Source organism: Marinomonas profundi (genome assembly GCF_020694005.1).
GTDB lineage: Bacteria > Pseudomonadota > Gammaproteobacteria > Pseudomonadales > Marinomonadaceae > Marinomonas > Marinomonas profundi.
The window spans coordinates 2,861,069-2,874,720 of the sequence record NZ_CP073013.1 but is presented as its reverse complement, the minus strand read 5'-3'; the positions used below and the strand labels follow the sequence as shown (position 1 = coordinate 2,874,720).

Here is a 13,652-nt window from a genome sequence, read left to right as displayed (position 1 = left end):
GCGCCTCCCCCTGCCAAGGGGGAGGCTGGGAGGGGGTTAAAAGCCCTAAAACCCCACCCTAACCCTCCCCTTCAAAGAAACAAGGGGAGGGAACACGAAATTTCGCCAATCAGAATACGTGATCAAGCACTCAAGGCATCATGCAGAACATTCTCAACCATCTCTTTGCTGATGCCTTTACCAATAAACACCAACTGAGTTTTACGTACTTCTTCTGGTTGCCATAAACGATCAAAGTAGCGGTCCAAGCGCGTCCCCACGACTTGAAACACTTGACGCATCGGTTTGCCATGCACGGCAGCAAAACCTTTCACGCGGAAGATATTATGCGTTTCAACCAGTTGTGTCAGGGTTTCTTGCAACAGATCAGACTGCACTTCCCCCAATGTCACCACAAAAGAATCAAAGTGATCATGGGCGTGGTCGTGATGGGCGCCATGGGCATGATGATGGTCGTGATGATTGTGTACTTCATCAATTCGGCTTTCCGTCGCGGCATCAATGCCTAACAGCACATCCAGCGCCGCTTCGCCGTTTTCGATGTAAACGGTTTTGACCGTATTGGGCACTTCATGAGCAATAACCGCTTGCACTCGGGCACGCTGTTCGTCGTTCAATAAATCGTTTTTACTGACCACAACCAAATCGGCGGCGCTTAGCTGATCATCGAGTAGTTCTTGCAAGCTTGGATCGTGATCGAGGCTTTCGTCCGCTTGGCGTTGCGCCTGTACCTTGTCTTCATCATGGGCAAAACGCCCCGCCGCGACGGCCACACCATCCACCACGGTGATCACCGCATCGACCGTGCAATGTTCTTTAATTCCCGGCCAGTTGAAGGCTTGTACCAAAGGTTTTGGTAACGCCAAGCCACTGGTTTCAATCAGAATATGATCAATGTCACCACGGCGCGCCACCAGCTGCTGCATCACGGGTAAAAACTCTTCTTCTACCGTGCAACAGATACAACCATTGGCTAATTCATAGAAACCGTCGTCACTGCGTCGGCTACTTTCTTCTTCACCTTCGGGGCAATCAAGCGGACAAGAACGCAATAAATCGGAATCAATGTCCAGTTCGCCAAACTCATTGACGATCACCGCAATACGTTTGCCAGCGGCTTGTTTCAAGACATTCGACAATAAAGTGGTTTTACCACTGCCCAAAAAGCCAGTCACAATGGTGGTAGGGATTTTATTCAGCTGCATAGTGAATCCTTGCGGTTATTTTTTGTCGTCACGTTGACGATGAATTTTGCGAAAAATGTGTGCCTGACTTTTATCATAAAGATACGAGTCGGCGAAGTCGTCAGTATCCAATACACGGCCCACTAAAATAAGACTGGTTCGGGTAAATTTTTTCTCACGTACTTTGACAACAATATCCGCCAAGGTGCCCACGACATAATCTTGGTCTGGCCAGCTGGTGCGATAACACACAGCAACGGGGCAATCTTCGCCATAATGCGGAATCAGTTCTTCGACGATTTTATGAATCCGAGTGACGCCAAGATGGATCGCCAAGGTCGCGCCACTTTGTGCTAACGCCGGCAAACGCTCCCTTTCTGGAAAAGGCGTTTTACCTTCATAACGAGTCATGATGACGGTTTGTGAAACACCGGATAAGGTCAATTCTTTGCGCAATAAAGCAGCAGAGGCCGCAACTGCACTGACACCAGGAATCACTTCGTAATCAATATTTAAGGCTTCTAGACGACGAATTTGCTCGCCAATCGCGCCGTATAAAGCGGGATCACCACACTGCAAACGGGCAACATCTTTGCCCTCTTTGGCGGCTTTTTCAATCACGGCGGTGGTTTCATCTAGGTTCATTTCGGCCGTGTCATAAATCGCTTCAGCACAGCCTCGGACACTGTCGATCACTTGTGTTGGGATCAAAGAACCGGCGTAAAGAACAATAGGGCAGCGTTCCATGGTTTTGACGGCTTTTATCGTCATCAAATCTGGGTCACCAGGACCGGCACCAATAAAGTAAACCTTCATGTATTTCCCTTATCACTTTTATACCGAGCTAAAACCTTAAAAAGCTAAAGCTTTTTAGAGTAGCCACGCGGCGTATAAATCCACTGTTTATCGCCATTCACTATGTGTTTGGTGTCGGCGTTTCCGACACTGACCATGGTAAACATGTCCACGTCTTTGGCGTCTAATTCACCCAAGGTCGTAAAGGTGATCTCTTCTTCGGGACGGGTTAATTGACGACCAATCATTACCGGCGTGCTGGCGGGACGATATTGCAATAGAACATCACGGGCATGGTTCAGTTGCCAATCGCGCTTTTTCGAGACTGGATTATAAAAAGACACCACGAAATCCCCCGCGCCACAAGCGTGTAAACGCTTATCGATGGTTTCCCATGGGGTTAATAGATCGGAAAGAGAAATGGTACAAAAGTCGTGCCCCAGCATGGCTCCGACTCGACTGGCGCCCGCTTGCATAGCCGAAATGCCAGGGATCACTTCTATGTCTACGTCGAGCCATTCAGGATGACTTTCTCTGCCTTGTAATTGCATATCCAGCAATTCAAACACCAAAGTCGCCATGGCATAAATGCCAATATCCCCGCTGGAAATCAACGCCGTGTTTTTGCCTTGCGCCGCTAAGTCTAACGCTAAACGGGCTCGTCCGATTTCTTCCCCAAGGGGCAGATTATGAAAGGTCTTGCCGGCGCTAAGTTCGCCCAGTAAATCCAAATAATAGCCGTAAGCCACCCAATCGCTGCATACCGCTAAGGCTTTGGTCGCGTTAGGCGCCACCAAACCTAAATCACCAGGCCCCATGCCCATTACAAATAATTTGCTCATTACATCTCTTAATTGTCATTAAGCGCCGCAAGGCGCGAATGGGGCCATTGTACACGGATTACAAATCTGACGAGATGAAAACACCAAGATTCAAAATGAGTGGTTTTCAGGAAGAAAATTAAGATTCAACGCGAACAAGATGGCACAAAAATTTTTTCATATTATGAAGTTCAAGCTCGGCCTCGTTGCCTTTAATCCAGAAAGACAAACCCTCTCCCAAGTAAAATGCCCCTGAAGCGCTAACCGCATGAGTCAGTTGATAACTTTTTTCTTGCCAACGCGCCTGAGCCTGTTCAGCATGAAAAAGAATGGCTAACGGTTTACCATCACAACGATAGAGGGCGGAATTGGTTTGAATAACCTCTTCTACTTGGTATTCTTTTTCGTTTATCGCTAACGTGTCATCAAGGGTGCTACAAGCCATCAACCCAAACAAAGACACACCGACAACAACAGCTTGCAGACATAATTTATTGATTTTCATGTTACTAAGACTCCATTCAAATTTAGCAAAACCTATCCAAATTCGGTGCACTCCAGCAGATGAAATACACCAAAAAACAACACAGATTCTAACACCTCACTCAGTCTCTCGCTATATCACCTTTTCATCGAACCAATGTCAAACAGACTTTGACAGTCAACGCTAAAAACGAGTATATTTCACCCGTCGGATTTATCCGACTTCGTTCTCGGGGCGGGGTGCAATTCCCCACCGGCGGTAAAGACGCTAGATAAACCAAAGTCTAAGCCCGCGAGCGCCTTTAAGAAACCTTTCTTTTAGGGTCAGCAGATCTGGTGTGATTCCAGAGCCGACGGTTACAGTCCGGATGATAGAGAGCGCGTCAGACAAGACCTCAAGCCATTCATAGCGATGCTGTGTTTGACTGTTTAGGTACCTCATTTTATGAGGTATTTGCCTGCCCGTTCGCCCTGATTCACCTTAGACATTTAGGATTAAAAAATGAATCAGAGCTCAACGAATAACATTGAATTCACTCCAGCAACAAAACGCATTGCGATTCTTCATGCTTCTTGGCATGCAGACATTGTCTTAAACTGCGTGGAAGGCTTTACCAAAGAACTCGTTTCCCGTGGTTACGATGCATCTTTGATAGACATCATCCCCGTTCCTGGTGGTTACGAAATCCCATTACAAGCTAAGTTGCTTGCCAAAAGCGGTCAATACGACGCGATTGCTGGCACGGCGTTAGTGGTTGATGGCGGTATTTATCGTCACGATTTTGTTGCTCAGGCAATTTGTAACGCCTTAATGCAAGTGCAATTGGAAACAGAAGTACCGGTACTTACCGCCGTACTGACACCACATAACTTCCATGAGCATGACGAGCATAAAGACTATTTTAGCCGTCACTTCGTTAAGAAAGGCATTGAGCTAGCAAACGCTTGCGATCAAACCATTCGTTTGACCGAGAAAGCCAAACAATTGCGCTAAAAGCTCTTTGTTAAAAGACCTTTTATTGAAAGATCTTTGTTAAAACTTTATTAAAACGCCTCATTGTATGAGGCGTTTTTTTTGATGCAGAGCACGAGTATTAACAAAAGCTTCGCTTCGCTAACTCGTGATACAACTCGCCTTGCCGATCTTCTTCTGCACACAAGCCCAACATATCATCAATAAAAAAGCCTAGCGCTCGTCGCTCTATTTGCTCAATACCTTGCTGCTGTTGAGCGGATAAATTGTCGTATTTTGAGGCCGCACCAAAGTCACCAAACAACACATGCCCTGTTTCATTGATTAAAATGTTGTGCGCGTATAAGTCACCATGACTGACTTTTTTCTCGCAAAAATGCGCCACCAGCTGATCTACTTGCTCAACAATATAAGCAATTTTTTCAATGGCAAAACGCTGCTCAGCAGGAAAAGTATCGCGCGTACAAGTGACAAGACTCGGCGGCTGGCCCAAGTTTATATAGTGCGCAGGAATCAATTCCATCACCAGCGCCGAGCAATCTGGCTCTGTCACTTTGGCCAATGGCTTAACAAGATTAGGGTGATTCCCTACCGCCAAACAGGCATCCAGCTCATCTTGCGGATAACCGTCACTGGTCACCTCGCCTTTAAATACTTTGACTGCCACAGGATCTGAAAAATCAAAGGTATTTTCTTGCCAAGTCGCCAGCGAAATCACCCCTGATGCGCCTTGTCCTAATACCTGCTGTAAGGCTAAATCACCAAACTGAACCGTTTGAAATTCATTATGAGGGTCACGTGCTGCGCAAAATGGATTGCCTGAAAAAGCCAACCAAGCTAAACGTGGCAAACTTAACAGCGCATCAGGAAAAGCTGTCAGCTGATTGGCCGACAGTCGAACCAACTCTAAGCGATGACAATCCCGTATAGAATCTGGCATTGCGGTTAAACGATTGCCTGCCAAGGCCAGCTTTTGCAGATGAGTTAACCTTCCCATGTCGTCAGGTAAGGATTCAATTTGATTGTCGGTGAGGATCAGCCAACGGGTTTGCGTTGGTAACGACGCGGAAGACACCATCGAGATTTGATTACTTTTAAAGCCAATCATTTCTAAGCATGAACATTGCCCCAACACCTCGGGCAATTGGCTAAAGCGGTTATTAGAACAAAAAAGTATGCGCAGATTTTTTAAACGCGACAAGTCTGCTGGTAACTCGCTTAGCTGATTATTCGATAAGTCTAAAATTTCTAAACTGTCAGCAAGGTTAAAAATCGCCTCAGGAAAGGTCGTTAAATTCTCAGCAAGCTGTAGACGAACAACGCCTTTCAACTCTCCACGATTAAGTTGGTCAAGTGTGTGCAAAATAGAACTCTTTCTTAAAAATTTAGACGCATTATAAGCTATTAGATACGAGGGAGGGGGTTTATCAAGTCGGTTATGCTAACGCCTTCGTTTGGTTAGAAAAAACGAAACTATTTAAGCGCCTCTCTGTCTACCTTTAAGCGTCTACCTTTAAGCGTCTACTTTTAATTTCAGCTTATCTTGAAAGTCACGCAGAGCAATCGCCAAGGCGTTGACCGCTACCTCGGGCTCAATATGGTGACTTTCGAGTAGTTCAATCAGATCAACTGCCAGTTTAACGTGATCTGGGGCAAGCTCTAAAGACATAACAATTCCCTACTTAAAATGCCGTAATCTATGTGTAAAATAAGCAAAACAGACAATAAAAAAACATCACAGCCATCTATAATGGCGTTTATTGTCGTGACCAGCTCAATATAAAATACAGTTAATACCGTACACATCGAACATAAACAAGCCTAACTTGATGAGGTGAACGTGATTACAAACGAATTTTGGCTAGATCGATGGAAAACCGGACGCATTGGTTTCCATCAAGAAGGCGTCAACCCGAAGCTAATAGAGTTTTGGCCAACCTTACCCAAAGGCAGCCGTGTGCTTGTGCCTTTATGTGGCAAGTCTAACGATATGATTTGGTTAGCCGAGCAAGGTTATCAAGTCACTGGCGTTGAATTGTCCTCTTTGGCGGTCATCCAGTTTTTAGGCGATAACGATTTGACCTATGAAACCCATCAAGAAGGTGAGTTGAAGATTCATACTGTCAACGGTTTACCGCTGCGCATTGTGGAAGGCGACTATTTTCTATTCAACGAAACTGAATTTGATGCCTGTTACGATCGTGCGGCCATGGTTGCCATGCCAGACTCAAAACGTGCCGAGTATGTCGCCCATACCCTTGAGCGTTTAACCCTCTCGGCTTGCCTATTATTAATTTCATTACGCTATGACGGCGAGGAACAAGGGCCACCATTTTCAGTTGATGAAGACAGCATAAGCACGCTCTGGGGCCAGCAAATTCAAAGAATCGCCTGTGAGAATTTAGCGCAAACCAACCCCACGTACAAAGAACAAGGCCACGTTATTTTTGAAGAAAGTGTTTGGCGTATTCAACCCTAGATAATAAAGCTCATGCGGGGTCTAGATTAGGCTGTTTACCCTAGGGGTTTTCTGGGATAATGCGCGATTAACTTCCTGATAAGCCATCTATCCCTGCCATCGCAAAGCATTGTGTTTGCGATGGCAGGGATACCAAGAGTAGACAATGATCAAACGACATAAAACCGCCAAACAACTTTTTTCTTACCCATTATATTGGGCTGAATGTTATGGTGTTTCGCCTTTTCTCCCCACCACCCGCGAAGAAATGGACGCACTGGGTTGGGACAGCTGTGATGTAATTATTGTCTCTGGCGATGCTTATGTGGATCACCCGAGTTTTGGGATGGCGGTTTTAGGTCGCTTACTCGAAGCACAAGGCTACCGAGTGGGCATTATTGACCAACCAGATTGGCGTAATACTGACGATTTTATGCGCCTTGGTCGCCCAAATCTGTACTTTGGTATCACCGCGGGCAACATGGATTCCTTGATCAACCGCTACACCGCCGATCTAAAAGTCCGCAATGACGATGCTTATACGCCTTATGGCGTCGGTGGCAAGCGTCCTGACCGCGCGGTGATTGTCTATTCTCAGCGCTGCAAAGAAGCCTTTCATGATATTCCGGTAATGATTGGTGGCATTGAAGCCAGCCTGCGCCGTATCGCCCAATACGATTACTGGAGCGATGAAGTTCGCCGCTCAGTGTTGATCGACTCCACGGCAGATATTTTGCTGTACGGCAACGCTGAACGCGCCATGCTGGAAGTCACGCATCAAATGGCGATGGGCAAAACCTTAGATGAGCTCACTGACATTCGTGGCACCACCATTGTGCGTAACGCGCCTCCTGGCGGCTTTACTGAAATCGATTCAACCCGTGTGGACTGGCCAGGCAAGGTCGAGCAAATCTACAGCCCTTACGAATACATTCCTGAAGGTAAATGCCAAACCAAAGACGAGGAAGAGTCTGACGTCATGCCGATTCGCGTGATTCCAGCGCCCCTTCGTCGTGGCGAAAAACTGGATCCGGAAAAAACCTATATTCGTTTACCCTCCTTTGAAAAAGTCTCTAAAGACCCGGTACTTTACGCGCATACCTCACGCATTTTGCACCTTGAATCAAACCCACATAACGCTCGCGCGCTGATTCAAAAGCATGGCAAAAAAGAGATTTGGGTCAACCCGCCGCCGATTCCATTGGAAACACCAGAGATGGATGGCGTATTTGATTTACCTTATGCGCGTGTGCCTCATCCAAAATACAAAAAAGCCCGCATTCCAGCCTATGACATGATCAAAACTTCGATCAATATTATGCGTGGCTGCTTTGGCGGCTGTACGTTTTGCTCGATTACCGAACATGAAGGGCGCGTCATTCAGTCTCGTTCACACGAATCCATTCTGAACGAAATTGAAGACATAAAAGCCAAAGTGCCAGGTTTCACCGGTCATATTTCAGACCTTGGTGGGCCTACTTCAAATATGTACACGCTGAACTGCAACGACGATGAAGTACAAGCCTCGTGCCGTAAATTATCATGCGTTTATCCGACCATTTGCTCTAATTTGAATACCGATCACAGCCCAACCACAGAGCTGTACCGTAAAACCAGAGCAGTTGAAGGCATACACACTGTGTCTATTGCATCGGGCTTACGCTACGACCTTGCGGTAGAAGACCCAGAATATGTACGAGAGCTGGTGACTTATCATGTTGGTGGCTTGCTGAAAATCGCGCCCGAGCATTCCGAAAAAGACACTTTATCAAAAATGATGAAGCCCGGCATGGGAACCTACGATAGATTCAAACGCATGTTTGATAAATACTCCAAAGAAGCCGGTAAAAAACAGCATTTGATCCCCTACTTTATTGCCGCCCACCCAGGCAGCTCAGACGAAGACATGCTTAATCTTGCCGTATGGTTAAAAACCAACGACTTCAAACCAGACCAAGTGCAAACCTTTTACCCATCGCCAATGTCATTAGCGACGGCCATGTATCATTCTGGTAAAAACCCACTTAAACCGGTTACCTATAAAAGCGAAGACGTTTATACCCCCAAAGACGCCAAGCAACGTACGGTACAAAAAGGCTTCTTACGTTATCACGACCCAAGTAACTGGCAAGACCTGCGCAACACGCTGATCAAAATGGGTCGACCTGACCTTATCGGCCATGGCGATAACAAACTGGTGCCTGCTGAAGACAAAGATAAGCAAGTGCATCGTCGACCACAAAAAGCCAAGCCCGGGCAAGCGACTGGGGCGTCTCATACATCCAATCGCCCCACCATAGAAAAGAATGCCGTGGCCGAAAAAGCACGCCGCAAAAACGCCAATGGCGCACCCTCCACGCCCACTAAGCGACGCAAGACAAAGGTAAAGTCTCGCCAATAAAACCAAACTTATAGCGCGTTTAGGTTATAAAGCGTTCGGGTTATAGAAAGCAAAAAGCGCCATGTTTATTCAACATGGCGCTTTTTATTGGGCGAACATCTTTATTAGGCGAACGTCATTCGGCTAAATCATCTTGATGACGCTCATTTATTACGTCTACGACACGCTAAAACCAACTCGATTGCTGAGATTAAGATTAGGGTATAACCCAAGGTCTCAATCCCCTCTTCCACGATATTTTTAACAAGGCGCATATAGGCATCACCCATTATTGCTTGCCAAAACGAGCCTCGCCCCATTAAGCGAGAAAACGCAATTATGGTGACAAAACCCGCCAAAAAAGTACCAAAGCTAGGCTGCTGAGAATATTCTTTCAACGACGCGTAAATCTGTGAAAAACGCCCCCACAGAGAAACCACAACACAAGCAAAAATAACACAAACAAGCGTCTGCCAAGCGCCATCAAATACATAAATATCCAATAGCGAATCAGACTCACGCACAAACATCATCGCCAACAAAGCCCCAAGCAAGGTCGCTGCTATATTGAGCTTGGCATTTAAACGCGCGGCATAAAGAAACAAAATACAACTAAAGAAAGACAAGCTATCTTGCAAGTGCTCGGTCAACGTATTCTCACTGTACTGAGCAGCAGACAACAAAGCATAACCTTCTAAAGAGATTAACTGTGCGACACCAGCAACCGCCAACAAATAAGCAACACAACGGAGAATAAACATGACCAACCTCGAGTTTTTGAGCTCAAGATTGTAATGAAAAAAAAGTGAAAAAACGACTTAACACAAGAAGATGACACTATCATTACTTGTTTAGAACTTATGTCATATTAGTTATAACACAATCGTTATATATGAATTAATTATGATAATAAAAACCCGCATTGGCTAAATGCGGGGTTTTATCGTGACTGGAAATAAGCAGTGAAAATCAGCGCTAAAAAGCGTCGCTGGAAACAGTACTATTTATAGTCAATCAAGTCTGAAGAAGCACCACTGTCCATGAGTTCATCTTGCATACTTTCAACATACCCAGCCACTTCATCGGGCGCCAAAAAATGCGCTATGTGATACATAGCCTCGCCCTCTTGAACCAGCGGGATATTCTGCTTTCCAATAATAATACCGCCATTTTTACAAAGCACTTGATCTAAAATATCACCGTAAGGGTCTTTAATTTCAGCCAGTACATCGCCTTCTTCAACAAGGTCACCCAGTTCTTTAATGTGCGTGGTGAAACCGCTGTCGGTGGCGCGTATCCAGCTACTGCTGCGAGCGATGCGCGGCTCAGAGAGTGACTTTTTACTACGAGATTTAGGCAGCATACCCAAGTGCCTCATCACACCAACAATGCCTTTCACCCCGGCTCTTATTGATAGCTCATCGAAGCGTAATGCCTCTCCTGCTTCATACAGAATCACCTTGGCGCCGACATCCTCCGCGCATTCGCGTAATGATCCATCGCGAAGGTTTGAGTTCAGCACAACCGGCACCCCAAACGCCTTAGCAATCGCCAATATTTCAGGGTCATCAAGGTTTGCTCGTACTTGCGGCAAATTAGTTCGGTGTAAACTACCCGTATGAAGATCAATACCATAGTCGGCTTTTGCGACAATCTCGTTCAAAAAACGATCTGCCACACGCCCAGCCAAAGAACCTCGCTTAGAACCTGGAAAAGAGCGGTTTAAATCTCGGCGATCTGGCAAATAACGGCTTTGATTGAGCACCCCATAGCCATTCACAATCGGCACCGCAATTAAGGTGCCTTTTAAGTTTTCGAGGTACTTGCTCTGGATAATACGGCTAATGATCTCAATCCCATTGAGCTCATCGCCATGAATAGCAGCACTAATAAACAAAGTGGGTCCCGTACGCTTGCCACGTTTCACAAACACCGGCATTGACATATTGGTATCGGTATAGAGCTTCACCATTGGCAACTTGATTCTCACCGTGCCACCTAACGGTATATCAACTCCATCTATTGTTAATAGCGCCTTACCCATCAGCCTTTTCCTTTTGTCTTTGTTGTCCCCAATGACGCCGTTTTCTCAATGTGCTGAATAATCATAGCGGCGACATCTTTGCCTGTTGCGGCTTCAATACCTTCTAAACCAGGAGAGGAATTCACTTCCATGATAAGCGGGCCATTATGCGATCTTAAAATATCCACACCACACATATTCAACCCCATTACTTTTGCCGCTTCGACCGCCGTGCGTCGCTCTTCTGGCGACAAGCGAATTAAAGACGCGGTGCCGCCACGATGAAGATTAGAACGAAATTCACCCTCAGCACCTTGTCGCTTCATCGCCGCAATGACTTTACCACCGACCACTAAACAACGAATATCCGCCCCACCCGCTTCTTTAATGTATTCCTGTACCAAAATATTGGCTTTTAAGCCCATGAAGGCTTCAATGATGGATTCGGCGGTTTTATTGGATTCGGCCAACACCACACCGATACCTTGGGTGCCTTCTAGCAGCTTAATCACCACTGGCGCGCCACCCACATTTTTCAACAAATCGCCAATCTTATCAGGGTGATGAGCAAAGCCCGTTTTAGGCAAGCCTAAACCTTTACGAGACATCAACTGTAAAGATCTCAATTTGTCACGGGAACGACTAATAGCAACCGATTCATTGATGCTATAGGTTCCCATCATTTCAAACTGCCTAACAACCGCGGTGCCATAAAAGGTAACAGACGCCCCAATTCTGGGAATCACAGCATCGTATTTCGGCAAAGGCTTGCCATCATAACGGACAGAAGGGTTGCTGCTGGTAATATCCATATAGCAGTGCATCGTATCAATAACATCCACTTCATGACCAAGCTTTTCACCCGCTTCCACCAAACGACGAGTCGAGTAAAGACGAGGATTGCGAGAAAGAATTGCGATTTTCATAGATGTCCTTTGAACAAAAATAGAAAGCCCACTAGAAGCAGTGAGCTTATTTAAAAACCAATACCATTGGCGCGAGCATAGTAAATAACATCACTTTTAGAAAGCGATTTTAGCGCTACCGCATAAAAAAAGTCTCCAAACATTCCCATCTAGTAGGAGCATTTAGAGACCTTTATATGACCAATGAAATAATAAAATTATTTCTTTGGTGCAAATGGATTTTCAGACGATTTGAACTCAAAAATAATCGGTGTACCAGTAATATTTAGCACGGTTCTAAATTTATTTTCAAGATAGCGCTTGTAACTTCCCGGCAAAGAATCCGTTTGATTACCATGCACTACGATACGCGGCGGATTAGACCCACCTTGGTGGGCGTATCTTAGTTTAATACGACGACTGTTCACCATGGGAGGCTGATGTTCGGCAATGGAGTCTTCCAAAATTCTAGTCAAACGGTTTGTTGTCCACTTGGCATAACAAGACTCATAAGTGCTTTCAATCGTGTCGTATAAATCACCCACACCCGTGCCGTGTAGTGCCGAAATATAATGCACCTTAGCGTAAGGCACAAAGCCTAAACGACGCTCCACTTCACTCTTAATGTGTTCACGATCGTCTTTTTTAAGACCGTCCCACTTATTAATAGCGATGATCACGCCACGACCCGCATCTAACACATAGCCAATCATGTGAAGGTCTTGCTCAACCAAATCCTCATGGGAATCGATCACCACAATCACCACGTTGGCGTCTTGGATAGCCTGTAGAGTCTTAACAATCGAAAACTTCTCAACCGCTTCCTTAACATGCTTACGACGGCGAATACCCGCCGTATCAATTAAGGTATATTCTTTTTCATGGCGCACATAAGGAATGTAAACACTGTCACGCGTGGTGCCAGGCAAGTCATAAACCACAACACGATCTTCGCCTAGCATACGGTTTACCAAGGTGGATTTACCCACGTTTGGACGACCCACCACGCCAATACGAATACCGCGAGACTCTAAGCTAATTTGGCTTTTGGCCTCTTCAACTCGCTCAGCAAATGGCAGCATCACTTTATCAATTAAGACATGCACCCCTTTACCATGAGACGCCGCGATAGGGTGCAACTCACCAAAACCTAACGAATAAAAATCCGCTAAGGCAATGTCTTCGTTAATGCCATCCGTCTTGTTGACCACAAGAGAAACCGATTTGTTCGAGCGGCGTAAATGATTCGCAATCATTTCATCCGCAGGATTCAAACCATGACGACCATCAACAAGAAACAACACCGTATCGGCTTCTTCTATCGCCAACAAAGATTGACGTGCCATTTTTTCATCAATGCCCTGCTCGTCACCACTGATACCACCGGTATCAATCACTATAAACTCATGTTCACCAAGCTTACCGTCGCCGTATTTACGGTCACGGGTTAAGCCGGGATAATCAGCAACCAAAGCATCACGCGATCTTGTCAATTGATTGAAAAGCGTTGATTTGCCAACATTGGGTCTACCTACCAATGCAATAACTGGAATCATTTTTTTACCTATAAAAATACAAAGCGGCCACCACCCCTTTTACTGGGATGGCAGCCTCTTCAAAAATCGTCTAT

13 protein-coding genes and 1 riboswitch are annotated in these 13,652 nt (G+C 45.8%); of the genes, 3 read left to right on the top strand and 10 right to left on the bottom strand.

The features are described 5' to 3' along the window. Positions 1 to 122: 122 nt before the first annotated feature. From cobW to J8N69_RS13430, 4 genes are all read right to left on the bottom strand, one after another. The gene (gene cobW, locus J8N69_RS13445) at positions 123 to 1,205 is read right to left on the bottom strand and encodes a cobalamin biosynthesis protein CobW (protein ID WP_168823157.1); all 1,083 of its coding nucleotides are present in this window, start codon (positions 1,203 to 1,205) and stop codon (positions 123 to 125) included. Positions 1,206 to 1,220: 15 nt separating this feature from the next. Continuing rightward, positions 1,221 to 2,000: a precorrin-4 C(11)-methyltransferase gene (cobM, locus tag J8N69_RS13440; RefSeq protein ID WP_168823155.1), complete on the bottom strand. Its 780-nt coding sequence runs from the start codon at positions 1,998 to 2,000 to the stop codon at positions 1,221 to 1,223. A gap of 44 nt (positions 2,001 to 2,044) precedes the next feature. Continuing rightward, positions 2,045 to 2,821 (bottom strand): precorrin-3B C(17)-methyltransferase, encoded by a 777-nt coding sequence (cobJ, locus tag J8N69_RS13435; protein ID WP_168823153.1) that lies wholly within the window; start codon positions 2,819 to 2,821, stop codon positions 2,045 to 2,047. 118 nt (positions 2,822 to 2,939) lie between these two features. Beyond that, positions 2,940 to 3,305, bottom strand: a complete 366-nt coding sequence (locus J8N69_RS13430) for an MliC family protein (protein WP_168823152.1) — start codon at positions 3,303 to 3,305, stop codon at positions 2,940 to 2,942. Between the two features lie 200 nt (positions 3,306 to 3,505). Then, positions 3,506 to 3,667, top strand: a riboswitch (FMN riboswitch). Between the two features lie 118 nt (positions 3,668 to 3,785). Here J8N69_RS13430 and J8N69_RS13425 point away from each other — a divergent pair. Next, on the top strand, positions 3,786 to 4,277 hold the full coding sequence (locus tag J8N69_RS13425) for a 6,7-dimethyl-8-ribityllumazine synthase (protein WP_168823150.1): 492 nt from the start codon (positions 3,786 to 3,788) through the stop codon (positions 4,275 to 4,277). Between the two features lie 100 nt (positions 4,278 to 4,377). Here the strand turns inward: J8N69_RS13425 and J8N69_RS13420 are convergent, their stop codons facing one another. After that, the gene (locus J8N69_RS13420; RefSeq protein WP_168823148.1) at positions 4,378 to 5,619 is read right to left on the bottom strand and encodes a leucine-rich repeat-containing protein kinase family protein; all 1,242 of its coding nucleotides are present in this window, start codon (positions 5,617 to 5,619) and stop codon (positions 4,378 to 4,380) included. 150 nt (positions 5,620 to 5,769) lie between these two features. Further along, positions 5,770 to 5,925 carry a DUF2496 domain-containing protein gene (locus J8N69_RS13415; RefSeq protein WP_168823146.1) on the bottom strand — a complete coding sequence of 52 codons (156 nt, stop codon included), beginning with the start codon at positions 5,923 to 5,925 and terminating at the stop codon, positions 5,770 to 5,772. A gap of 171 nt (positions 5,926 to 6,096) precedes the next feature. Between J8N69_RS13415 and tmpT the strand changes: the two genes are divergently transcribed. Then, positions 6,097 to 6,735, top strand: coding sequence for a thiopurine S-methyltransferase (gene tmpT / locus J8N69_RS13410; RefSeq protein ID WP_168823144.1), 639 nt, complete (start codon positions 6,097 to 6,099; stop codon positions 6,733 to 6,735). Positions 6,736 to 6,880: 145 nt separating this feature from the next. Further along, positions 6,881 to 9,115, top strand: coding sequence for a YgiQ family radical SAM protein (locus tag J8N69_RS13405; protein ID WP_168823142.1), 2,235 nt, complete (start codon positions 6,881 to 6,883; stop codon positions 9,113 to 9,115). Between the two features lie 143 nt (positions 9,116 to 9,258). On the opposite strand, the gene J8N69_RS13400 is transcribed toward J8N69_RS13405, so the two are convergent. From J8N69_RS13400 to der, 4 genes are all read right to left on the bottom strand, one after another. Continuing rightward, positions 9,259 to 9,855, bottom strand: coding sequence for a hypothetical protein (locus J8N69_RS13400; protein ID WP_168823140.1), 597 nt, complete (start codon positions 9,853 to 9,855; stop codon positions 9,259 to 9,261). Between the two features lie 239 nt (positions 9,856 to 10,094). Continuing rightward, entirely contained in the window at positions 10,095 to 11,138 is a 1,044-nt protein-coding gene (locus J8N69_RS13395) for a succinylglutamate desuccinylase/aspartoacylase family protein (protein WP_168823137.1), read from the bottom strand. After that, positions 11,138 to 12,043, bottom strand: a complete 906-nt coding sequence (rimK, locus tag J8N69_RS13390; protein WP_168823135.1) for a 30S ribosomal protein S6--L-glutamate ligase — start codon at positions 12,041 to 12,043, stop codon at positions 11,138 to 11,140. The genes J8N69_RS13395 and rimK overlap by 1 nt, the downstream gene beginning before the upstream one ends. Before the next feature lie 197 nt (positions 12,044 to 12,240). Further along, positions 12,241 to 13,578: a ribosome biogenesis GTPase Der gene (gene der, locus J8N69_RS13385; RefSeq protein ID WP_168823133.1), complete on the bottom strand. Its 1,338-nt coding sequence runs from the start codon at positions 13,576 to 13,578 to the stop codon at positions 12,241 to 12,243. Positions 13,579 to 13,652: the final 74 nt, after the last annotated feature.